Annotated in this window: 17 protein-coding genes and 1 pseudogene; 6 read left to right on the forward strand and 12 right to left on the reverse strand. The window is 56.2% G+C overall.

Annotation, left to right across the window (positions count from 1 at the left end; genetic code table 11):
- Nucleotides 1–66: 66 nt before the first annotated feature.
- The 5 genes from ACSFC5_RS06230 to ACSFC5_RS06250 all read right to left on the reverse strand — a co-directional run bounded on the left by ACSFC5_RS06230 (nt 67) and on the right by ACSFC5_RS06250 (nt 4660).
- Nucleotides 67–558, reverse strand: coding sequence for a peroxiredoxin family protein (locus ACSFC5_RS06230; RefSeq protein WP_440764376.1), 492 nt, complete (start codon nt 556–558; stop codon nt 67–69).
- 140 nt (nt 559–698) lie between these two features.
- Nucleotides 699–1079, reverse strand: a complete 381-nt coding sequence (locus ACSFC5_RS06235) for a hypothetical protein (protein WP_440764377.1) — start codon at nt 1077–1079, stop codon at nt 699–701.
- Nucleotides 1080–1243: 164 nt separating this feature from the next.
- The gene (locus ACSFC5_RS06240) at nt 1244–2074 is read right to left on the reverse strand and encodes a DUF547 domain-containing protein (RefSeq protein WP_440764378.1); all 831 of its coding nucleotides are present in this window, start codon (nt 2072–2074) and stop codon (nt 1244–1246) included.
- A gap of 94 nt (nt 2075–2168) precedes the next feature.
- Nucleotides 2169–3014 carry a prenyltransferase gene (locus tag ACSFC5_RS06245; protein WP_440765027.1) on the reverse strand — a complete coding sequence of 282 codons (846 nt, stop codon included), beginning with the start codon at nt 3012–3014 and terminating at the stop codon, nt 2169–2171.
- An 860-nt stretch (nt 3015–3874) separates the two neighbouring features.
- The gene (locus ACSFC5_RS06250) at nt 3875–4660 is read right to left on the reverse strand and encodes a hypothetical protein (protein WP_440764379.1); all 786 of its coding nucleotides are present in this window, start codon (nt 4658–4660) and stop codon (nt 3875–3877) included.
- Nucleotides 4661–4959: 299 nt separating this feature from the next.
- Between ACSFC5_RS06250 and ACSFC5_RS06255 the strand changes: the two are divergent.
- A pseudogene (locus ACSFC5_RS06255) lies at nt 4960–5147 on the forward strand (hypothetical protein); the annotation flags it as partial.
- Between the two features lie 269 nt (nt 5148–5416).
- On the opposite strand, the gene ACSFC5_RS06260 reads toward ACSFC5_RS06255, so the two are convergent.
- Nucleotides 5417–5680: a hypothetical protein gene (locus ACSFC5_RS06260; protein ID WP_440764380.1), complete on the reverse strand. Its 264-nt coding sequence runs from the start codon at nt 5678–5680 to the stop codon at nt 5417–5419.
- 297 nt (nt 5681–5977) lie between these two features.
- On the opposite strand from ACSFC5_RS06260, the gene ACSFC5_RS06265 reads away from it, so the two are divergent.
- Together ACSFC5_RS06265 and ACSFC5_RS06270 are read left to right on the forward strand one after the other, a co-directional pair.
- Nucleotides 5978–6286: a hypothetical protein gene (locus ACSFC5_RS06265; protein WP_440764381.1), complete on the forward strand. Its 309-nt coding sequence runs from the start codon at nt 5978–5980 to the stop codon at nt 6284–6286.
- 1260 nt (nt 6287–7546) lie between these two features.
- On the forward strand, nt 7547–7774 hold the full coding sequence (locus tag ACSFC5_RS06270) for a hypothetical protein (protein ID WP_440764382.1): 228 nt from the start codon (nt 7547–7549) through the stop codon (nt 7772–7774).
- A 652-nt stretch (nt 7775–8426) separates the two neighbouring features.
- Here ACSFC5_RS06270 and ACSFC5_RS06275 read toward each other — a convergent pair.
- Nucleotides 8427–8771: a hypothetical protein gene (locus tag ACSFC5_RS06275; protein WP_440764383.1), complete on the reverse strand. Its 345-nt coding sequence runs from the start codon at nt 8769–8771 to the stop codon at nt 8427–8429.
- Nucleotides 8772–9043: 272 nt separating this feature from the next.
- Here ACSFC5_RS06275 and ACSFC5_RS06280 point away from each other — a divergent pair, with 272 nt between their 5' ends.
- Complete coding sequence (locus ACSFC5_RS06280) at nt 9044–9340, forward strand: hypothetical protein (RefSeq protein WP_440764384.1); 297 nt, start codon at nt 9044–9046, stop codon at nt 9338–9340.
- An 80-nt stretch (nt 9341–9420) separates the two neighbouring features.
- On the opposite strand, the gene ACSFC5_RS06285 is transcribed toward ACSFC5_RS06280, so the two are convergent.
- The gene (locus tag ACSFC5_RS06285; protein WP_440764385.1) at nt 9421–10056 is read right to left on the reverse strand and encodes a hypothetical protein; all 636 of its coding nucleotides are present in this window, start codon (nt 10054–10056) and stop codon (nt 9421–9423) included.
- A gap of 400 nt (nt 10057–10456) precedes the next feature.
- Between ACSFC5_RS06285 and ACSFC5_RS06290 the strand changes: the two genes are divergently transcribed.
- Nucleotides 10457–10858, forward strand: a complete 402-nt coding sequence (locus tag ACSFC5_RS06290) for a hypothetical protein (protein ID WP_440764386.1) — start codon at nt 10457–10459, stop codon at nt 10856–10858.
- A 1271-nt stretch (nt 10859–12129) separates the two neighbouring features.
- On the opposite strand, the gene ACSFC5_RS06295 is transcribed toward ACSFC5_RS06290, so the two are convergent.
- From ACSFC5_RS06295 to ACSFC5_RS06310, 4 genes are read right to left on the reverse strand one after another with little or no spacing between them, the layout of a single operon-like run.
- Nucleotides 12130–14019 carry an ATP-binding protein gene (locus ACSFC5_RS06295; protein ID WP_440764387.1) on the reverse strand — a complete coding sequence of 630 codons (1890 nt, stop codon included), beginning with the start codon at nt 14017–14019 and terminating at the stop codon, nt 12130–12132.
- Complete coding sequence (locus ACSFC5_RS06300; RefSeq protein ID WP_440764388.1) at nt 14012–15292, reverse strand: DNA double-strand break repair nuclease NurA; 1281 nt, start codon at nt 15290–15292, stop codon at nt 14012–14014. Before ACSFC5_RS06300 ends, ACSFC5_RS06295 begins: the two co-directional genes overlap by 8 nt.
- On the reverse strand, nt 15293–18601 hold the full coding sequence (locus ACSFC5_RS06305) for an AAA family ATPase (RefSeq protein ID WP_440764389.1): 3309 nt from the start codon (nt 18599–18601) through the stop codon (nt 15293–15295).
- Nucleotides 18598–19803, reverse strand: a complete 1206-nt coding sequence (locus ACSFC5_RS06310) for a metallophosphoesterase (RefSeq protein WP_440764390.1) — start codon at nt 19801–19803, stop codon at nt 18598–18600. The genes ACSFC5_RS06305 and ACSFC5_RS06310 overlap by 4 nt, the downstream gene beginning before the upstream one ends.
- Before the next feature lie 233 nt (nt 19804–20036).
- Here ACSFC5_RS06310 and ACSFC5_RS06315 point away from each other — a divergent pair, with 233 nt between their 5' ends.
- Nucleotides 20037–22532 (forward strand): DEAD/DEAH box helicase, encoded by a 2496-nt coding sequence (locus tag ACSFC5_RS06315; RefSeq protein WP_440764391.1) that lies wholly within the window; start codon nt 20037–20039, stop codon nt 22530–22532.
- Nucleotide 22533: the final 1 nt, after the last annotated feature.

Consider the following 22533-nt stretch of genomic DNA (forward strand, 5'->3'; position numbering starts at 1 on the left):
CGGCCGCATGCCTCGAGTAGCGCCTCTTCCTCGTCGATACGAGCAGCCGGTTCGTCTCACCGGCGCTCACGTCGATCGCAGTTCGTCTAACTCTCCCAATAGCTCGTCGATGTCGGGTCGGTCGAACGTCGAGCGGCCCCGGTGGCTGGCGGCAACCACCGGCTCGTCGCCGCGGCGGTCGACGATGACGACTGTGGGCATCCGACCGAAGAAATCGCTGAACGCACCGAGAATGCCAAAGCGGACGGGCTGATCGTAGTCGTCGCCGACCGACGCGCCGGGATCCGCAAGCAGCGGATACGGGAGATCGTATCGAGACTGCCATTCCTCGACGCGATCGAGCGGCTCCGGAACGATCGAGACGACTTCGGCGTCCCGCTCTCGAAACTCCGCGACGCGATCGGCGAGATCCTGTACCTGACTGCGACAGTTCGTACAGTAGTGATCGCGCTGGAAAAACAGGACGACGAACTCGACGTCGTCGTCGAGTCCGGAGAGCGTAAACGGGTCCGGTCCGGTCGCGACGTTCGCGAGTGAAAAATCTGAAACGCTACTCATGTGCAATCTAGGCACCCAGTGGAGCAAAACCGTTCGGCTGCTGTGTACGATGCACCCACATCCGACGTAGTCGGCCGGGCAGTGATAGGGAGGACCTCGACGGATCGGCGATAGATACCGCCGACCACTCCGCCCCTCGCTCAGTGTTCCGAATCACGAATCGCCTCGTAGTACTCCTCAGTCGACCACTCTCCGTCGAGAGACGCGGTGGCCCACTCGGGCTCGAGAAAGACCATGAAGTCGGTGGTCCCCGAGTCGTCGAGAGCGGTAGGCATCGCGCGGTGATCGAAGCCCCGATCGACGATATCGGCGTAGGCCTCCCCGAGAATCACGGTATCCGCTTCGACGCCCTCGCTGTTGGTGTACTCCGGAACGAGCATGCCGGTAAGCCACCAGTCTTCGACGGAGAGGTCGGTGTCGATCGTTTCGATGAACTCGGTCGCGAGCGCTTGAGATTCGTCGCTAACACCATCGTCGCCATCAGAACCGTTGGGTTCGTCGTTCTCGTCTGACTCTCCCAAACACCCAGCAACGGTACCGACGGTTACCGTCGCGATGGAGGCCACTACCGTTCGTCTCGATGCGCTCTCAACCGGTCGTGAATTGAATTTGTTTTTCATATATCGTTTCGGAGTCGTTTCGATTATCGAGCGGTCCAACCGTTTCCTGTCCGGTTCCACGGCCACTACCGCCCAAACTGTCGGGGCGCTTTCGCCCAGTCGTACGATAACAACCGAAGCGACGGCGACGATCCGGGTGGAATCTGATCGAACTCTCGAATAACGCGTCGAACGCCCGATCGACCGCCGAAATCCCCGACGAACCACAGACAGAGTCGCGGGACACGGACGCGCCCGCGCTCTGCGTCGTACTCGACGTGTTCCTCGAGATATGCGCGCGTCGACGCATCGAGCTGTTCGTCGATCGAATCGGGTTCGTACGCCAGGATCGCCGGACAGCTCGCGGCCCCACAGTTGAGCGCGAAGTGAATCCTGGGATCGACCTCGAGACGGTACGCGCGGTCGAGTCCGGTTCGCTCGAGGCGCGGGAGGTACCCGAGTCCGTACTTCGAGCGGCCGCCGCGGAGAATCCCGTGTTCGATGTCGTCGAGACTGAGAGCCGTGCCAGCGATCGTAATCGCAGTTGCGCGGAAAAATCGAACGCGCGATTCGAACAGCGCCGGCCGACGTTCGAGCAGCAGCTGAGCCGCCGCATTATAGACGTTGAGCCAGAACGCGAGTCCGACCCGTCGGTCGGTCCGAACGGTCTCGAGGTCGGAAGCGTCGGCTTCCGAGAGGGAGTTCAGATACGGCGTTGGTGCGTGGCGACGTTTGACGGACTCGAGCAGCCGATACGCGGTGGCCGTCGGATCGAGAGGCGACACGGTCTCTTTGCTCGACCCGTCGCGTGAGGTTTCGTCGGCAGCGTCCACGTCCGACGGAGACCGAGGAGAAGCGGTAATCGATTCGTCGCTTCGATCTGTATCCTGCGGAACTTCGTCCGACGAATCGGCCATACGTACGCTGGGTTAGTCCGATACAAAATCGTTGTGCGGTTGGGTGTGGTCGCTGCACGGCCGAGTAGGCGTGCTCGGTGCCGACTCAGACCCGCTAGGACACGAGGACGGCCGTCCACCACCACGCGATCGTTCCCAGCACCGCGAGAACGACCATCGCGAGAACGGCCGGAAGTGGCGAGTGCTGTCGCGTAAGAACGATCCAACTCCAGAGGACGAACGGGACCGGAGCAAGATGTGCGAGAGCAACTGCGTCGGGAAGTACGTCTCCTAGCCAGAGGACGACGGTTACGATTGCTGCGGTGACGGCAAGTGTGGCGAATGCTCGCCGAATGCGTGCTGGCGACCACCGAACTGCGAGCGTCCGCTTTCCGACGCCGGCGTCTGCAGTCCTATCCGGCCAGTGCGTCGCCAAGAGGTTACAGGCGACCAGCAATGTAAACGGGACGACTGCGAGTGCGGCCGCAGGTCGTGGGGACGCAACGACTGCGACACCGTACAACGGAAGCAGTACGTCACCGATGACGGCGTTGACGACTTCACCAACGCCTCGTCGAACGAACGCGATCGGCGGCAACGAATACGCGAGTCCGAGTCCGAAAATCGCCGCGAGCAACGCGAGGGAATCGAGTGGGAGACCGGCGACTGAAGCAACACCCGCCACGATGATCGAGGCAACCAAAGCCGAGCGTACCGTCGCCGATCGCAAGAACGATCGCGACAATCCCGTCTGATCGATTGCGCCGCTCCCACCCGAAAACGGCGTTCGAGTCGTCAACGCGTCCGTCTCGACGTCTGCGTACTCGTTTGCATAGTGGATCGCTACCGCAACCGGCAGGAGAGTTATGATACCTATCAGAACCGTCTCGAGAAATTGGATCGAACCCATCTCGACAGGTGCTGAACCGACCGCAGTCAGCGGGGGGCCAGTGATCGCCATCCCGACGCCAAACACGTAGACCACCACGATGAGCGCGAGTTGGCTCGGTCGCGCAGCCACCCAAAGCGTCCAGAGTCTCGGGAGCCGGTCGGCTACCCACGAGTCAGTGGTTGACCGGTCGGTGTTCGGGGTGGTCACAGGACTCCTTTAGATTGGTCGATAGTAGTCCTGTTGATGTATCCGGGTTCGTCGCCGATCCGTGGCGATCGTGGGTATGTCTCCTACCTGATAGCGAGCCCTGGATTAGTCGCCGACGGCCGTCATCGTCGAATTTCCCCGTATCAATCGGGATCGTGTCGTCCCGAACGTCCGTTCGTTGTCCCAGATCGATTCACCGTATCGGACCGCTGGTGATTGCTACCGAGCGGTCCCTCGGTCTCACGTCGACGCTCCTGCAACGTCGATCCATCCCGCGACGTCCACCTGACTCGCGAGTAGCAGACCGATTCTCCCAGCAAATAACGATGCGAACAGGATCAACACGAGGTCACTCGCCCGGATTCGAGTCCCACGGTTACCCGATGGTAGCACGGGCTCAAAACCACGGGACTGCGTCGGGGAGAAGTGCTCCGTCAGGGATTCGAACTACGCGAAACGCTCACTAGCGCTCACGTTTCTCTACTTCGAACCCTGGATTGCATCTGCTGCTCACGTATTGTTTGCAGCAGAATGCTCCGTCAGGGATTCGAACCCTAGTCATTGCCGTGAGAGGGCACCTCCATAGCACGGAGGATACCCTCTGTCACGAGAGCGCTTCTCGCCGCCAATCTACCGATTCTGGGCGCAGTAACAGATTTTACGGATGCGAACTATATAAACCACCACTTCGTTGCCTGTTCTACAAGTTCGATCCGGCGGATTCAGCTACCGTTTTCGAACTCTTCGTCTGTCCTCCCATCTGATCGACTATACTCGACTTTGTCGGAACCGACCTCGATTTCTTCGAACGCCCAATGGTGTTTTCGCTGCAGTGTCCTCCCTGGTTCGATATCCCACTGGTTGACGTCGATTGTACCCAGGTTGACACCATACCGGAATTCGAATTCGAGCGCCGCTTCTGCTGCCTGTTTTAATTCCTGGGCTACAGGATTAAAACAAAACAGCCAGATAACTGCCCAACCTTTCCTCAGGTACATTTCAGTCTTCCGCAGGAGAGTGTTCGTGAGCCACTCTTCGGCGTCCATTCCCGGCACCCAATCACGCGAGACGATTTCGATGACGGCCCCGTTGTGATTTTTTATTTGGTCGGTGATTATCTTGACGTCTGGCTTTAAGTTACCTACTCGGAGATCTTTGACATCAGCGCCGTGTTCCCACCGTTCGTTGTCGATTGCAACAGCACCGTGCCCGTCGATAGTGTTCGACTCTACGATGATCGTTGCACCGGGATATAGCGGACGATACGCAAGGATAATCTTCGAGTTTACGTGTTCGTCGAGTTCGGTTCCGACCATCCAGTCTTCTTCATACGCGGTTGGAGTCACCATCAGGTCTTTCGGGCGGACCCCTGGGCCGAGCTCCGTAGCTACTCTTCTGGCGCTTATTTCCTCTTCTTTCTTAGGGAGCATTTCAGCGATTTTTTCGATGACGGCCTCACGACCGGGGCCGGGCGTCCAGTCTTCATTGTTATCGTCTTGATCGGACATCGCATTTTTGACCAGGACGATTGCCCCATTAGTTATTAACTACCGAACAATTATCGTGAAGATACATCCCTAAATTTCCTTAAGTATGGCTTAACATTACCTCATTTCACCACCCGTCCAGAAATACAGTAGGATTTTTCAATTTGTTTGTTTGAGGGGCACTCGTTGGTTATTATGTGATTAAATTCAAATGTACTGGACGACCTTGGGAAGCACGTCGTTGAAGGGTGGAGAACGCTCGAAAAGTTCCTCTAAGTGCTTTTTTCGGGCTTACAAAAGATTCAACCGCTGGCCACGCTCCACTAGTGGAACCGTGGATTGAGAAGTTCCACGGCCTGTCCAAGCAAAGTCTGAAGCGGGCCGCTCGTACCTACGGCATCCTCCGATCACTGAACCTTGCTGGGGCACCAATCCTGGGACTCGTTGGCTATTCGCCCTTGATGCTTTTCGGCAGCTGCGTAAGATTATTGTTCGAACTACCTTCTAACTCACCAATAGTGTGTTTCACAAGAGCGTTATGTAGCTGGGGGGAGGTTAACTCCAAGATTCGTCGGATCGTTCAGTCGACCCGTCGGAGTGAGATACGCCGGACGACAATCGGGCGCTACGGAGAAGAATTGAGCGGCCGAAGGGTGGCGAGCGAACCGGCTCATGGCATTTCGTCGATACGACCAATCGCACAGGGTCGAATGGCCACCGTCGCGACGCCAGTTTGGCACTGACCCGAAGCCGATGGCAATCTGCGATCTAGGATCCCTATCGGAATCGATCCTCTCGGAACCGCTCTTCGACGTCCGCGACGGCCGCGTCGCGCTCGTTGGACGGCATCGTCGACAGCAACCCGTCGCCGAAGGCTGTCAACCAGTCGGCCAGTCCGTCCGCGCGACCTTCGAACTCCATTGGTCGATTGAACAGCCCCGTGAACGTCACTTCGATCCCGTGGTCTTCCAGAGGCCCTGCATACTCGCCGATGGTCGGGAAGTACCACGGGTTAGTCGGTTCGTATCCGCGCTCCCGCATCTCGGTCTGCACTGCCTCAACGATCTACCGCACGTTCCCTGTGCCGCCCAACTTGTGGACGACTCGGACATATCTGACGAGTACGCGGCAGTCGAATTGGAGATGGAGTCCGGTGAGCAGCGGCGCTGGACGTTCCGACAGGGGAAGTCCGACTGGTCGTGGGTATTCCCGCGTGAATAGTGGCGGAAGCTCGACGAGGATCATCCAGTTGCGGATTCGATCAAACCGAACGCGAGGATCGGCTTCTTACACCGGCTCGAACGGAACAAGGAGGAGGCCGTGCGAGATCACACGCTCGTGGTGTACGTACGAAACGCGCCGTCCGGGCACGAGGAATTCTACGACGGCTTTCCAGACCGATTCACAGATGCAGAGTCCAAGATCGATGCGGCGATCGAAGGGACGAACTTCTCGATCACGGGTAACAAGTCGAATGTCCTCCGCAGAGAGTACGAGATCGAGGTTGACAGACACGACGACTTCTTCGACGCGTATCTGGCCGCGTTAGCCCGCGCAATTAGCGAAGGCGTCGTCTCGAACCCGGAGTTGATCGAGACGATCGACCGGCTCTACGAGGCGACGATTACCGAAGACGTCTCACTGTGAGGATCGGAGCTCGTCGAGGCGACGCTCGTCGGCGTTGGTCAGTAGTTGAACCTCGTACTCGTCTTCGAGATGAGCAATCTCCTCGAAGCAGTCATGGGTGGCCGCTTCGTCACCGTCGTCGAGGTGTTGTTTTCCCTGCTATCGTTTGACATTCACTATCTCTCGCTTGCCCGCGTATCGAGGTAACGTTTACTCGTAATACTGGTGTGCTTTGTCGAGGTGATGCCACCATCCGTCCGTGACACCGTCGTCATAGGAGTGCAACCTGAAGTCCGGAAGCACGGCCAGGCCCTGACTTTAATTCGAGAAGTCTGTCAATTTCGTTTGGGTCGTTTCTACTTTAGGCCGTAGCGCTGGATACTTCCGTTTCTGTTTTTGTCCGAGAGTTAATAGAATTGACTGAAAATCATACCCACCGGTAAGAATTGCAGGTAGACATGTCCTATCACCAGGAAAATATTACTACAATACAGTAAGTTTCAGATCATGTACCGGTGAGGAAGCACAGTGCGTTCGGAACGAGTACACGAGCGTGTTCCCACCCATGTCACCGTTGAAGGGTGGACTCAGAGGTTTCGCCGATGGATTCTCGAGCAAGCCTCAGGTGTACCCGGTTGGCTAGGCGAGGCGGAGCCGAGTGGGAAGGGGTTGTCAAACGACGGGAGTAAGGAGACGACCGTCGCGACCGAGAACAAGCACGTTCGGACTGACCTCCTCAACATGCGCAACGAGGGCGGATCGCTCGCCGGCGACCATGTCGCAGCGACCCAACCTTCTGGTTAATCCTCAGCCTGAACGCGGTCGATAACGTCTGTATCGGTGCGCTGATCAGTTCGAACCACTATGGTAATAATTACATTAAGAAGTGGGACCGGCGAGACCGTCTAACGCAATGATGAGAAGTGCACGAACCTTTCTTACTATCTCGGCTTTGCACGTTGGACATCCTACAATTTGAGCCGGCAGGTCAGCAGAAGGGACGGTGTTGAACCGGTATTTCGATGTCGGTCACGCAACCGACCACGTTGACAGCGCACCAATCGATGCGAAAACGCGGGCAGTTCGCTCCTGTAGAGATTAACTCATTGATTCGCTCATCGACATGATCTGTCAGTAGACGGCCTCTCGTGGCTGTGTGAATATTGAATATATCATCTTCACAACGTGCAAATCTGAGTTACTATGACAGACCTGCAATCGCGTCTCCCAGCATAGTGCACGAATACAACTCAATCCAGGCGGTGATGCGGTTCAGTCGTGATGGGACCAATTCGGTCCTTTGCGACCGCTGACACGTTCCATGACTGGATTCCGATCGGTGGCAAAGTGTGTGTTCTCCGTCCCTGGAGTAAAGAAGACCCGCAAGTTATCAAAGCCGCCCGCTCCGACGCGATCGGAGACGCCTCGACGACCGCCGAAATTGCCGCTCACCCGGTCGTCGAGATCAGCGAACGACTGGCACACACCCATCAGAACCGGTTCCTCTAGCGCGGTTACTTCATCGTCAAGGTCGGGAGTTGCGGTTGCTGGCGCGATGACGGCCTCCACAGTCTGAATGATCACTGCGAGGTTGACCCCGACCCGGTTGACAGTGATGCATATGTCGAAAATAAGGACTGATGCCATGAGATGGGGTGGCGTGGACTAATCGTCAAGTGCGACCGTGTGGTCGGCGAGTAGATAATCACCAAGCCAATGCTTACCCCTGCGATAGAGGCGGACTTCCGCATTTCGTCGAAGGCGTGGAACCTCTACAAACAACTGTGGTTCCACCCGTTGATGGCACGCTGACTGGTGTCGTCAATCTGGTGCGTCGAAGCGCTTACTTCGGCTCCGTTCCGTTCGTTTCACTTACTTTACTTTGCCGTAAGTATACCTGCCACTCCGTGTCTCTTGGGAGGGGGTGGAAGTGTAAAGGTATTGGGGTGAATATCGAAGAGTTGCACTGCATTAATAATTCATCCAATCAAAACCTTATGCAGAATCTTCGGCGTCAGGCATAATATTCACCACACAAACCGAGAGTGTTGACACTCTACAGTTGAATTTCGATGACGACGGCTGTCAATCTCATCCCCTGCGTGGTACGTGTCACACTAGTTCGATAGGAGTATCAAATATTTCACAAACCTACTATTTTTCAGTGGCTTCCTCGGCCTTGTTCGGTTTCGCGATATGCCTGTCTCGTTGCTATCAACTCTTCTAGTGGTTCATCAGGCAGGCCAACCATATGGTCTGTAACCACACTCTGCTTCGTCTGATACTGGCATTCGAACGCGTACTGTACGCTCTCTGCGCACTCCCGGAGTTGGTACGCCGCGGCGGATTCAGATGGAAACAAGATTCCGCCTCGGTATCGGTAGAGGAGGTACTCTGCTCTCTGAAGGTGATGGTGGGCGGCGGCCAGTTCGTCAATTACCTCTGCTGTTAATTCCTCGGGAAGAGGTGTCGAGTCGTCGAACGGTTCCGTGTGTTCCTCGCTCATTACATCATCCGAATATCACAAGTCAAACAAATAACTTTCCACGTCTGGAATCGAGTCCTGGCAGGTCAGAGGTAGATACCGTGTGTATGTCTCTCGACAATCGGTCGTGGATAATTCGGTTGAACAGCACGCCGTTATCGCCGTTCCTCACTTTTGTTTGGTACATCCGATCGACATCTAGTGCGCATCTAACGACTCCGGTTCACTGTATTGTGCACACATTCTTCCGTCGAAATGAATTTAAGCAGGTATCCCAGACCTTCTGATTGCATATGGTTGTAGACGACCTTCATCCCGTGGACGGCGAAATTCTGGACAGGATAACAATAAAGCAACTCGAATCCGCTATTGGCAACCTGGAAGTGTACTGCGATATCATGGCGGCTCGGGGTCGCGACGTGGGACCATACTACCCGGACGAGGGTTATGCAGTAAGCCGTCTCCAGTACGAACTGAAAGAAGTCAAGAAATCGCACGAAATCAGGTCTGATAGCGATCAAGACTACGATACGTCGGACTTAATGCACGAGATTCTAGAAAGGGACCAGAGAGACCGGGACGGTCAATAGTACACGAAACATCTCATGGCCAGTGCATAAGGGATATTATTGTTCCGAGGGGACGCGTTTCGGCTCCATATTTTTCGAATCTACATCGACTGCTGACGGAGTTCCGCGTCGAGGTCTTCAGACGACCAGATGATTGCGTCCGGGTCATCGATCACCAACTCACGCGTCCCGTTCTTTCCTTTCCGGTGTTCTGCTTTCCCTTCGAATAGGTTAGCAAATGTCTCCATTGCTCGGTGCACCTGCTTTGGCGAGTAGGAAACATCTGCTCCTTCTTCATTGGCCATCGCTTCTTCCATCCACGCGATGATGTTGTCCCGTTTGATGTTGGCGACCTGCCGGGGGCCGCCACCGACGGTCCGTGCGATCTTGTCCCAAATCTGAGCAAGAGCGATTGCCCGCTTCGTTGATGCAGTTGCTCGCGGACTGAGTTCATCCACGCCTGCGAGGTGCCGTTCCATTTCCGTGAGTTTACATTCAAGCGCAAGTGCCCCTTCAGAGGACTTCTCTTCCAGCGTTGTGACTCGCTTATTCGTCCGTGCCAGTTTCTTTTCGTGGTCGACCCGATTCTCATCCACCTGGTCCACAAGTTCGGCTATTTTAGCTTCAAGTCGAGTAACACGATTGGCAAGCGTTTTGATTGCCTCCTCAGAATCGTCCGCATGAGTATCGTTAGCTCCCAGGTCACCAACGTCACATCTCTCGTCCTCTCGACTCATAACGCCCACCTCCCCTGTGTACCGCCTCGTCGCGAAGCGAAAACACTTGCTTCCGGAATTCTGATGGCGGTAACGGCTGGTACTTCACACTGTCTTCGGTAACTTGTCGTTCTGATTTTATTCATCACACAAGAACAATCCAAATTATAGAATATAGGTTCACCGTCAACTGGAAAGCGGGACTCGAAGAAGGGATGATCGTGGTAAGGAGTTCAATCTCGAATCATGGAGTTGGTCGAACAATTACAGTTCGACCGTGTGCTAGAACCGCTTGCAGTCTCCTCTTCGTCGATGATTCATCGTCGAATAATACCAGACGACGGCCGTCTATCTCGTGTTTAGGCCCAATCCGTGTTGACAGAACAGTTATATTCAAGTTATTTACAATGGATGATTGCCGATGCACAGCAAACAAAGTCTCCGGCCCGAAGCGAAATGGCTTGCTTGTGTCGGCTATACGACTGCTATCGAAGTACCCATGAGTTTCACGATCAACTCAGACGCGAGTGAACAACTCGTCCAAGAGGCGGAACAGATTCACGAATATTTCATCGACCAACTCGGCTACGCTACGTACGATGTTGACATCGTCATTCGTGGCGACGATACCCTCGAAATAACCGTTAGCCCTGGCGCGACCGCACCATCTAATTGGCCCGTTGACGTCCTTGAAGTGTACCGCAGCCTCTCGAAACGAGAACGTAGCCGCCTTGACCGGCACTACTGTCAACCGGCGCGCATCCGTGACGAACTTGAGCGGATAGCCGATGCAGACTCCAGAGTCGAAAGAGGGTGGAAATGACAAATCCAACATGATAACAATTACCATCAATATTGACGACAGTATCGACCACGACAGCAACGAAGCTATCGAATCACTCCTCTGTTCACTCCAACTCACCGGTGACAACAGTGTTGACCCGTCCAAACTCCAGGAGTTGCTCACTGGGTTCCCGAATGAGGCTCTGAACATTCGCCAATCCACACACCACCCGGACTGGCAACGCGGCGAACCGTGTCCGGAGTGTGGAGACGAGTCTATGAGCGTGATGTGCGTCGAGGAGGATATTTATATATCCGCTGACGGTCAATTTGAGTACCAGAATAATGGTGAAGCACTTGGTCCCCAACTCTCGATTCGTTGTCGGGACTGTGGAACAGACCTCACTCACATCCCGTTCCAACATCTCACTGTTTAATCTCGACCTCCAATGAGGGCGTTCACCACCGATTAGTTCAGAGGCCTGATAAGCACCTGTTTCAATCAGCGTTACAGTGGGGTGTGAATTTATAGAAGGGGAATCGTAATTATTGAGAATGTCGGTCATAACACGCCAACACTACGAACTTCGGCGCGAAGATGGTGAACCAATTCGCGTCGAATCCGTTCGGCGCGATGACTGGGGCGGAATGTCCGACCCATGTCCAGAATGCGACGGGACAGAATTCGACCACGTACAATACGAGGGGGGCCATTACGGTCACGAAAACGACTCGGTCGTGATGCGGACAGATTATTGGGGGCAGAAAGGCGGAATCTATACTGCTTGTAAACGCTGCGGCACTGTATTGCACAAGCATCCTGCATACGACCTATTACGAACAATTACGGATTCGGACGATTCCATTAGCAAATAAGATATTACCGATCCGATTTGAAGTGTTTGACAACTACCGCTCGAAACCGGTTTACGATGGGGATTCATTATGCTTGGGAGGAGAGTCTACAGTTGGCCGGATCACGAATCGCATTGCCCGTTCAGCGGCCCACGCAGCTATTGAGCACCCCTTCTCGTTTGGGTCGGATTCCGCTATCTCCTTTCGCTGTTCGAAGGCTACTGTTGCCTAAGGTAACTGAGGGTCTTACACACGTTCCGTCGCATCACCGGTGATGGGTCGTCAAGACTCAATGAACACATCTAACTCAGTCGCGTGATAGTAGTCGATGACGCGGTCGAGGGTCGACAGCAACGTCCAGAGTTCCTCACCAACTCCACCATAATCAAGGACGTTCTCTTCCGCCCACTGGAGATCGGGGTCAAAAGACTAGTCCACCAAGACGGCTCCACAACGCTAGTTCCCATGCTTCGTCAGACAGTACGAGAGTCCCGTCACTTCGACTGCCTCCACGTCCGGCGCCTTCACGACTGCCTGCCCCTTCCCGAAGTTCGGTAAGTCCTTGGCGAACTCAGACGGAATCGATGAGACGTCGTCGACGACTTCCGATTTCAGGCCGAGAAAAATGTTCGTGTTGATCTGTTTGATCACATCGTCATCGACATCGTCCGGATTTTGTGTGATGAGACAGAGTCCGAGTTTGTATTTTCGTCCTTGCTTGACCGCAGCCCGAGCCCGACGAAGGATGTACTCTTCGCGAAGGCTATCCGCACTCGAGAAGTAGTTGTGCGCTTCGTCAACAGCAACGAGCAGCGGAGTATTCCGGACGGCGGGATCGACCTGATAATCGTCTATCTTGTTCTCGATGATGTACGAGAGCAATGAGAGAACCGTGAGACTATCCTTGGCGCCATTGAGGTGACTTGTCGGGATGACTGTCACCTGCCCCTCCCGGAAGATGTCGTCGGAAATGTCTGGGAGGAAGTCCGTTCCTTCGTCGAAAACATCGTGGAACGTACCCCTGTCGACGCGACGCTGGACGGCACCCCAGGTGCCACCACCGATGTCGTTCTCGGTCCGAAGCCGGCTATTCTCGTCGTCGTGTTCGGTGAGGAACGCAAGGAAGTCCTCGTAGGTCGGTCGTGACACGCTGCGGTCATGGTAACTGCTCTGCTCATCGAAACACGAGAAGTACGCATCGATGCAATCGATGATCGCTCCTCGAGTGATCTCTGTCGGCTGGTACGGCATCAACAGATCTGGTCGGTCGCGAACGATTTCGAACGGGATCGAGAGTTCGCGGCTCTCCGTCGTCGACGGCGCGTTCGTTCCGGCTACCTGTGGCACGAAGACCTCGAGATCGTCGACGCCGCCGTGCTTGACACCGTGTCGTCGGAGCGTTCGCTCGATCGTCTCGTCGTCAGCGACCTCCGAGTTGTCCTCGCCCATCTCCCAGTACTCGTTTTCGGGATCGATGATAACGAGGTTCAATCGCCGCTGTTGGTCCTCGCCGGTGTCGTGATGCCGAATCGGGTAGCGCTTTTCGGAGACAAACTGACGGAGGACGTTCTTCGTGAAGTGGGTCTTTCCCTTCCCAGTCGAACCGGCGACGAGCGCGTGACGGAAGACGGCCGGTTCGCCGTCCTCGACTTCACCAGTCTCTCGATCGATACCGGGATTGCTGAGATAGTAGGGGAACTGCTCGCCGTCTACGGTCATCGCGTCACCACCGACGGAAAGCCACCCGGCGAAGATTCCATCCCCGGGGATGTTGAGTCCGGTACGAAGACAGTCTTCGTCACGGGCGAGTCGCGCCGGCGAGTTTGGCTTCGGAATGCGGTTGACAATCCCGCTCTCAACGTCATCGGTCCCGATATCATGAAGAATCGCAAGTGGTTCTAACTCGGCGATTTGGACGTATTCGGACTCGTCGAGGTCGGCGTACGCGCTGATCTGGTTGTGAGCGTCCGACTTATCGTCTAGGTCGGTGTACGGCTCGTATCGAAGCGTGTCCGTGACTGCGAACAGTTCTGAACCGTCGTCCGGGTACGGGATCTGGACATAGTCACCGAGCCGGATGTCGTCTCGGTCCTCGGTTCGGACGAACGTATTCACCTGGTAGTCACGGCGGCTGACGTGGATCTGCTCGCTCGCGACGACGTGACCGAACTCGTCGTCGGACGGTTCGGTCACGCCACTCGGAACGCTTCGTTCGGGCACTTCCGTGTCGTCGGGTTGGTCCGCTTCTTCGTCTCTGTCGGTGGAAGTACCGGACGAGTCGCGCGTCTCTGTGTGGTCGTCTGCGATCGGGTCGTTCTCGAGGATGTCGTCGATATTGTCACTCATAGTTGCGGCTGTCTTCGAGGTGGCTCCAGCGGCCATCGCGATTGTAATCAAATGCCGGTTCGACGGTTTGGAGCGCATCGCGGATCGTTTCGCGGTTATCCGGACTAATGCGTGCGATACGGTCGGCGCGTGCCACGGCACGTGGGACATCACTCTGCCGAGCGACCTCCTTGAGCGCCTTTAGACGAATCTGGTCACGCCGATCCTCGTCGGTGAGGAACAGAGCGGGCGTTTCGATCCGGAACACGTTCCCCGTCTTCGGCGTTCGGACGTAGCAGAACGCCCGTTGATAGTTGTCGGGCTGCCCGTGATCGAGTTCGTCGGACACGGCCTCGAGCAGATCGAACGAGTCACCACGCAGTTCGACGTCCCTCTGCACGAACCACGACGTGTACGTTAGGTGGTCAAGACTAGGATCCCGGAGTACCTCCCCGATGAACTGGTTATCACGCAGCCACGGAACGTCACGGAGTGTGCCGTGGGGGCCACGCAGTTCGTTCGCTTTGATTTTCTCTCGAAGCGACTCGGTGACCTCGCCCATGGAGGACGTTTTCACGACACCGAGGACCGGCACGTCCCGCTCGTAGCAGGTATCGATGACTGCGACGTAGTGCTCGATCACCTCCGTCGGGAGGTCCCAACTTCCAACGGGTGCACCCTGTCCGGACCGCTCGAGTAGCGTCCAGTAGATCACGCTCAGCGGGTAGACGGAGCCGTCGAGGAACAACGGACCATCGACGGTATCGAGACACCGACGTGCGTGTTGTCCTTCGGCGAGTCGCTGCACCGTCGAGGTGAGAATCGACGTGACGTTGGTCCGTTGTCGCATCTCCGGAATCCGGATGATCTCTCCCTCGACACTGCCCTGTTTGATGGTCTCCTGATGGAGTGTGACGTCATCGTCCTCGAGGTAGACGCCGGTCACGACGGTACCCTGCTGTTCGGGCTCTCGGTCGGCACCGGCACCGCTCACACCGAGTTTGGCGTGGGCCGTATCGACGACTAGGCCGTTGTTGTACTCGAGCGGCCGAGTCGTGCTGGCGTCGACGCCGTAGGTCGGTCCGTCCCACGGATCGTCGGTCCACGTGCCGAGTTCCGCCTTACGCGTCTTGGAGTACGAGAGGTCGCCCAGCGGTTCGACCGTTCCACCTGTATGATCGAGAAGGTCGAACAACTCCCGAGCGTGCGCTGCCTGATCCGCGACGCTACGCGGAACGCCTGCGTCGACGTGCTCGGCGAGTTCCCGGATAACGCCGAACGCGCGCTCGTCCATTCAGTCGTCACCCAAGGTACGACCTAGCGTTCGTACATCGACGGTGCTGGCGTTCGTTTCCTCGTCGATACTGACGACACACTCGCGCTCGGCGCCCTGAATGAGGCGTTCGTCGTGTGAGACGACGATCACCTGCGGCACGTCCCAGTCGGTGATGCTGTCGAACATCTGTTCGAGGCGGCCGACGTGGCCTTCGTCGAGGAACGTCGTCGGCTCATCAAGGATGAACGGCGGGAGTCGACTACTGTCACCATCGCGCATCTCCGCGATGAGTTTGTAGATCCCGGCACGAAGTGCGAGATTGACGATTGCACGCTCACCGCCGCTCGCGTTACTCGGGTGCTCGAGCGTACCGTCGTCTCGGAGGAGCTGGATCGCGTACGGCGTCCCGTCGGGCCCCTCGTCGAGGATACGCACCTGCTGGTAGCTACTGTTCTTGTAAATATCGCTGAAGATGTCGTTCGTGTACTCGTTGACGTACGCGAGGTACTGTTCGCGGAGGTCCGATTTCGCGCCCTGATACACGTGCATCATCTTTTCGAACTCGTCAGCGCGATCCTGTGCCCACTCGCGTTTTTCCTCCGCAAGTTCGAGACGACCGTGGAATCGCTGGAGTTGCTCGAGTTCGTTTTCGAGGATGTCTCGGTCCGACCTGAGCGACTGAAGCTTTGATTCGAGGTCGTCGGCCGTCCCCTCTCGCTGCTCGACTCGCTCTTGGATGGACTCGAGATTTGTTTTCGATTCTTCGATGTCCGTCTCACTGAGTTCCTTCTCAAGGTCCTCGATTTCGTCTTCGACGTCGGCTATTTGCTTGTTTAACGTCTCGATGGAGTCACGAGCGTGGCCGATGTCCTGCTGGTGACTGTCGATATTGCTTTCGAGGTCATCGATCGCGTCGTACGCGTCTACTGCCTCGGCGACGCGTTCGCGCTGCTCGTTCGCCGTTTCGATGGCGTTTTCAGCAGCAGCGAGGTCGGCTTCGGCATCCGTGACCGCCTCTTGCTGTGTTTCGATCTGCTCCGACAACTCGTCGAGCTGCGCCTCCAGGCTCTCGAGTTCGGCTTCCGTGTCGGCGTACTCGTGCTGAAGGTCCGAGAGCTCGTTGACGCGATCATCGTGTCGGTCGCGTAATTGGTCGACGGTGTCGAAAGCGTCGACGACGATGCCACCCTCTTCGATACGCGTCTCCAGCGCGTCGATCGTTCCGTCGAGTTCGCCGATTTCAGTTTCAAGGTCGTCGACGGCAGCCTCCGTTTCTTCGAGGTCACTCTCTGCGTCGGCCAGCGCTTCCTGTTCCTCGTCCAGTTCGTCTTGGAGCGTCTCGAGTTCGTCTTCCAATTCCTCGACTCGATCCGCTGTTTCTGTGACGGTCTCAGTACGGAACTCTCGGAGGTCGATCGCCTCTACTCGGAGGTCATCCAGTTCGTCACGACGAGATATGCGATCGTCACGCTCTTGCTTTGCCGTTTCAAGTTGCGTTTCTAGCTCCGCGATCTCCGTCGAAATCTCGTTGAGTTCGTTCTCGAGGTGGTCAGCGTCGACCGTCTGACCACACTTCGGACACGTTGCAAGGCCGTCCAACGACTCCAGTTCCTCTTGGTCCTCTTCGAGACTCGTTTTCCGTGTCGCGAGTTCCGTGACTCTGCCGTTGGCCTCCTCGATCGACTCCTGAATGTCGCCTTTGGCCTCGGGAACCCGACCGTCGATGACCGTACTGAGCGTACCGTCGTCGACGTCGATGTCGAACCCTGTGAGCTCGTCGTCGAGAGCGACTATATCGGCCTCGAACTGGTCTCGGTCGTTTTCGAGTTCGTCACGGGCGGACGAGAGCTCTGATTCCACCTCGTCGATACGCTCCTCGATTCTGTCGATCTCTGCCTCTGCGGCTTCGATATCTGTTCGGACGTCCGCAATGTCGTCCTGTTCGGCCTCGAGCGACGCCTTCGTGGCAGCGAGCTTCTCGGACCGTTCGTTCTTTTGTTTGGTGAGCTCATCTCTATGTGATTCGACGACGTCCAAAGTATCGTCGGTCACCGAGTCCGGACAGTGTTCATCGGACAGGAACGCCTCTGTAGCCGCGTTACGGTCGCCTATGGCCTCCGAGAGTTCGTTTTCGAGTGCGTCGACATCACTCTCTGTCTCGTCGAGAGCCTCTTCGAGAGCCGACAGTGATTCTTCGATTTCGTCGCGGTCTTCACGGAGTGGCTCTCGCTCGTCGCGAAGACGGTCGCGTTCCTCTTCCGCTTGCTTCAAGGCGTTCTCTCGGTTCTGTCGCTCGACTTTCGCTGTCTCGACGGCACCTCGTGCGGCCTCGAGGGTCTTCTCGGCGGTAGATTCTGTAGCGAGATCGATCTCGACCGGATCGGTCGTCGCAGGCGTATCGAGTTCCACGAGGGCTTTTGTTTGCTCCTCGATTCGGTCTTGGAGATTCTCGATCTCGGCCTCAGCGGCCTCGATCGCTGCTTCTGCCTCCTCGATATCCTGTTGTTTGGTAGCACGTTCCTCGAGGAGGTCTTCACGCCTCTCTTTCGCCTCACTGAGATCCGTTTTCAGCTCGTCGTGGCCCTCAATTGCGTCCTCGAGTTCCCGTTTTACGTCCTGAAGCTCCTCGAGGTACTCGTTGATCTCTTCCAGTTCGGATTCCGTCTCCGCAATTGCTGCTTCCTTCTTTGCGAGTTCGGATTCGTACCCGTCGACGTCGTAGTCGAACTCCTCGTCGATAGTCTCGCGGTGGTTTTCCACCGCCTGTTCATTCTCGGTGACGAGACGGTTCGCTGCGCGACGTGCGCCTTTCATCCGGTAGCGGTACCGGTCGATCCGATCAAGTCCGAGCAAATCGTCGATGAGCTCCGCACGGGCGTCGTCGTCGAACAGACGGTCGACCTCGCCCTGCTGGACGTACACCGAGCGCGAGAAGCTGTCCTCGTCCATACCGACGACGTCGATGACTTCTGATCGGACGTTCCGGATCCCGGATTTCGGCTCCTCGAGCGCTGGTGATGTAATCACCGCGCTGTTCTGACCGTCCGTATTGATCGTCCACGTGACCGTGTACGGGACGTTCTCGACCTCGAAGGTGAGTTCGATTTCACCCGTTTCCGTCCCCCGACGGACGATATCGTCGAGGTGGAAGTCGTTCGATCCGACGTTACGAATCTTCGAGAGGAACAGGCCACCGAAGATCGACATCAACAACGTCGTCTTGCCCGCTCCGTTATCGCCCCGGACGAGTACCGTTCCGTCCGGCAGTTCGATCGTTTCGTCGCTATAGCTCCGAATGTTCCGTAGCCGCAGTTTCGTGATTTTCATTCGTCTCCCCCCATCGTCACGGTTGTATCGATGTCTTCGTCCGGCGCTTCGACGTCGTCAAAGGCTGCTCGTTGCGCATCTCGTAGAGCAGGTTCGAGGTCATTGGCGGCCCCGCTGACGGAGTCGCTGAGTCCGTCATCTTCGCGTACACGAACGTCGATATCGAGTGCTATTTCTGAGAAGTCCTCGCCTGCCAGTCGCTCTTCGATAGCTCCGTCGAGCCCCTGGAGCGACATCGCCTCGATCGAGTCGACGTCGATATCGACACGCCCTCGATTATCGTCGACGCTCACGACGGCGGCGCCGGCGTCACGGGCCATCCGAGTCACTTCGTTCGCGGTGACGGCACCGCGTTCGCCAGTCAGTTCGATCTTCGCGACGGCGTCGGTGAGGTCGCGTCGGTCAAATACATCTTGGACGTGACTCGCGCCGTCATCCTCGCCGAACGCGATATGGAGCACCGACCACGGGCGCGTCTCGAGTTCGAGTTGGCGTCGGGTGAGATCACCGTCCTCGATTTCGAGCAACTGGACAAGCCCGGTCTCCTCTTGATCCTTCGCACAGCGCTCGGTCGCGCTCGCATACCAGACGTCTGTCCCATCGACGTGTGCGCTCTTCGGCTGGTGGAGATCTCCGAGTGCGAGGCCGTCGAGGTCGACGTTGACGCGCTCGAGCACGTCCTCGACAGGATGGTCAGCGATGATTCCTTCCGCGGGGGGCTCGAGCAGTTCGTGCATACAAAGGATCGAACACTGGGCCTCCTCAGGTGCCGATTCGAGCTCGAAGTCGGCTGTGTCCCAGACGCTCGGGCGGACCGCGTCGATACCGTAGAGCGCTATATCACCGACGACTGTCGGTGCTCGATCGAGTCGGGTCACGGCGTTCGTACGTCGCAGGAGATCGAGCCACTGGTCGTCGTTTTTTCGTTCGTGGTTTCCCACGATTCCATAGAACGGAATCTCATGTTTCTCGAGCGGCTCGAGTGCATCGGCACAACGCATGACTGTCGGGAGTGACGGTACAGGATCATCAAACAAGTCCCCGGTATGGATTACGGCGTCAACATCACGCTCGGCCGCGAGATTGATTGCCTGCTCGAAGGTGTCTGCGAAGTCGTCGCGTCGGACATCTGAACCGTATTGACGCTTCCCGAGGTGGGTATCGCTGATATGTAAGAGTCGTGTTTCAGGCACATTAACCATACAGACAAATCATGGTATATAAATGAGAAATGGGTTGGCTAGTAGTGACCTCGACTATCCGATGTGAGCGGGCGGTTTCAGAGAATCACATCTAATTATATTTATAGTATATTCGGAAAAGAATTTCTTGGCAACAACATATTTGTTATAGCAATGTTAGGTGCCAACTAGCAGTAAGCGTTTGGCCTTGAAATAGGAGAAGAAACTCAGAATGGTTGGAAGGGTGGTGTGATATGAGTGATATACACAAAATAGCGGACGGGTTTACCGACATTTCTTCGCCGGGAGAGCGGTTCAGGGACCAGTGGTTGGATGACTTGCTCAGATCACAGTGGCCGCCCTATATCGACGATACAGCGTATCTCGTGATGCAGGGTATCGCGATCGGTGAGACCGATCTCTCGACAGCCGATTTTGGCAGTGAAGTGGGCCGATACTATCGGCGTGGTCTCGCAAATTCGTCGGACATCAGTCTGGAGAAGACAAGTCTGCCCATCGGATCGATGGATTCGAGAGATGTCGGCAAAATCGCTTGGACACTCAAACGTCTCCAAACCGATATCCGAACTTCCAACAGCGCGAACTATCGGTCGACGAGTCGTGCACTAGAGGCGATTGTCAACAAAACGATGCTCGAGGCCGCTGCTGCACAAGACGTCTCGATTCAGGATTTCGAGACGGTCCGATTACCGGACCAAGCGAGCATTAGCGATCTCATGTCCGAACTACTCTGTCGACCACGAAGTACGGTGTTCGTCAGAACGTTGAACGAACTCGCCGATACGAGTATGAGTTCGGGAAAAAGTCTCCTCGAACTGCTTGAGGAGCCGCGAATGGTGACGTCACTTTGGGAGCACCAGCGGGACGCGTTCTCCGACTGGCTCGACGCCGGGTGTCGAGGTTTCGTCGACATGGCAACCGCGACCGGAAAGACGTTTCTCGGTCTCTCTGCGATCGCACACCACTTCGGTCGTCTTCATCCCGAAGACCAAGATCTCACGGACGAATTGATCATCCCTCCCAGTGGGAACCCGACGGTGGTAATCGTCGCCCATCGGAGTATAATTCTCGATCAATGGAAACGAGAGTTCGACAGGCACCTGAATATTCCCGAAGACGCGTCGGCACAGGAGGGGGCGCACACAGCGCGATACTCATGGGGGACGGTTCACTTCTGGACACCGACGCGATTGCTCGAGAACGATATGCCGAACGCGGATTTGGTGGTTCTCGACGAAGCACACCACTATCTCGGCAGTAGTGGCTTCGGATCCATTCTCGACGATATCGATAACCACGTGCTCGCACTGTCAGGGTCGATCGACGAGAGGAACGCAAAATCCCTCGAGCGACGGGGTATCCCAAAGGTATTCGAATTTACGCTCGAGGACGGGAAGGAAGTCGGGATAATCCCACAATGCACGTGGAACGTAGAGCTCGTGCCATACGAGGGACAAGAAAGGCTGAAAGAAGTAACTCAACGTTGTCAGGAAGGATTCGAGCAGTATCAGGACGGGAGCGCAGCAGCAGACGTGTCCAGCGTATCCGAGGAAGACGTGTCGTTCGAGACCCTCCGAGAAGCACGATCGGTCGTTCACACGAGTGCTGCACGATCCGTGATGGAGCAAAACGAAGCGTTCCGATCCTTTTCGTCGGGGATCAAATCCCGAAGTCTGACCAAGTCGAACATTTCGCCCGCTCTTAGTCGTATCGCGTCGCTCACCCTCGAGCACATTGAAGACAACAAGTGTGTTGTCCTTCTCGAGTCGGGTGACGAAATCGAGACCGTCAAGGAATATCTACGCCAAAAGCTCGACGAAGAAATGTTCGAGGAGTTGGTCGAAATCGTTGCGACCGGTGACGACGACCCACTTGAGGCCGCCGAACGGTTCGACGAGGAGTACGATTCGGGTGCACTCATCGGAACCGGGACAACACTCGGTGAAGGGGTCGATATCAAAACGGCTGACGTGGGAATCAATAGGGCAAGCGGGCAGGTCAATCGCTCGTTGGTACAACGTATTGGACGCATCCTCCGGAATCCCGACGGGGAGAAAAAAGCGACCTTCTACCACGTGATGGGAGTACCGACGAGCGACGAGGCGATGTTCGCTCGCGAAGACGGCATGGACCTGCTGGAAACCGCGAGTCAGTTCCTCGTCTGGGGAGAGTCATTTAGCGCACGCCCGTGGTTCAACGCAGAAAAAAACGCGGTAACAGATGCTCTTCTGGCATTGGAACGCGAGGGGGTGCGTGGAATTCGAGAACTCGCCCCAGAGCACTACGAATGGCCCGACGATTCCGAAGTCAAGGCACAACTTCGGTCACTCTGTGATCAGTTCGACCGAGACGGCAGTTCGCTGTTGCTCTCACTCGAAGGTGACGCGTTCGACGAGCAGGATGATTTCGAATCGAAAACCGAACGTGACCAGATCGTTGCTGGCGGTCTCGATCACCCTATCAGAATCAGCGAAGATGCACTGTCTCTGTTAGAAGCGTGTAGCGGAGAATCCAATCAAGGAAGAGTCGATACGGCGGTCCGTAGAGCACTTTCGGAAATAGAGCATATCGAAGTTGCCAACTCTGAACAACGTTCCTCTACTACTCCCGTTGATCTGAATCCCGTTCTCGAGGGAGTCGTTCGGACGATGGCCAAAGACCAGGACGTCGAGAGTGGTCGTATCGTTGAATGGGCGATTGAAAAGACGCACGACCAAAAGACAGCGTAAA

It is taken from the genome of Natronorubrum marinum (assembly GCF_052040125.1).
Lineage (GTDB): Archaea > Halobacteriota > Halobacteria > Halobacteriales > Natrialbaceae > Natronorubrum.

Excerpts from the sequence above, each read along its gene's own strand:
- ACSFC5_RS06230 (WP_440764376.1), bottom strand. The coding sequence starts at position 558 with ATGAGTAGCGTTTCAGATTTTTCACTCGCGAACGTCGCGACCGGACCG.
- ACSFC5_RS06240 (WP_440764378.1), bottom strand. The coding sequence starts at position 2,074 with ATGGCCGATTCGTCGGACGAAGTTCCGCAGGATACAGATCGAAGCGAC.
- ACSFC5_RS06245 (WP_440765027.1), bottom strand. The coding sequence starts at position 3,014 with ATGGCGATCACTGGCCCCCCGCTGACTGCGGTCGGTTCAGCACCTGTC.
- ACSFC5_RS06250 (WP_440764379.1), bottom strand. The coding sequence starts at position 4,660 with ATGTCCGATCAAGACGATAACAATGAAGACTGGACGCCCGGCCCCGGT.
- ACSFC5_RS06260 (WP_440764380.1), bottom strand. The coding sequence starts at position 5,680 with ATGCGGGAGCGCGGATACGAACCGACTAACCCGTGGTACTTCCCGACC.
- ACSFC5_RS06270 (WP_440764382.1), top strand. The coding sequence starts at position 7,547 with ATGGGACCAATTCGGTCCTTTGCGACCGCTGACACGTTCCATGACTGG.
- ACSFC5_RS06275 (WP_440764383.1), bottom strand. The coding sequence starts at position 8,771 with ATGAGCGAGGAACACACGGAACCGTTCGACGACTCGACACCTCTTCCC.
- ACSFC5_RS06280 (WP_440764384.1), top strand. The coding sequence starts at position 9,044 with ATGGTTGTAGACGACCTTCATCCCGTGGACGGCGAAATTCTGGACAGG.
- ACSFC5_RS06285 (WP_440764385.1), bottom strand. The coding sequence starts at position 10,056 with ATGAGTCGAGAGGACGAGAGATGTGACGTTGGTGACCTGGGAGCTAAC.
- ACSFC5_RS06290 (WP_440764386.1), top strand. The coding sequence starts at position 10,457 with ATGCACAGCAAACAAAGTCTCCGGCCCGAAGCGAAATGGCTTGCTTGT.
- ACSFC5_RS06295 (WP_440764387.1), bottom strand. The coding sequence starts at position 14,019 with ATGAGTGACAATATCGACGACATCCTCGAGAACGACCCGATCGCAGAC.
- ACSFC5_RS06300 (WP_440764388.1), bottom strand. The coding sequence starts at position 15,292 with ATGGACGAGCGCGCGTTCGGCGTTATCCGGGAACTCGCCGAGCACGTC.
- ACSFC5_RS06305 (WP_440764389.1), bottom strand. The coding sequence starts at position 18,601 with ATGAAAATCACGAAACTGCGGCTACGGAACATTCGGAGCTATAGCGAC.
- ACSFC5_RS06310 (WP_440764390.1), bottom strand. The coding sequence starts at position 19,803 with ATGGTTAATGTGCCTGAAACACGACTCTTACATATCAGCGATACCCAC.
- ACSFC5_RS06315 (WP_440764391.1), top strand. The coding sequence starts at position 20,037 with ATGAGTGATATACACAAAATAGCGGACGGGTTTACCGACATTTCTTCG.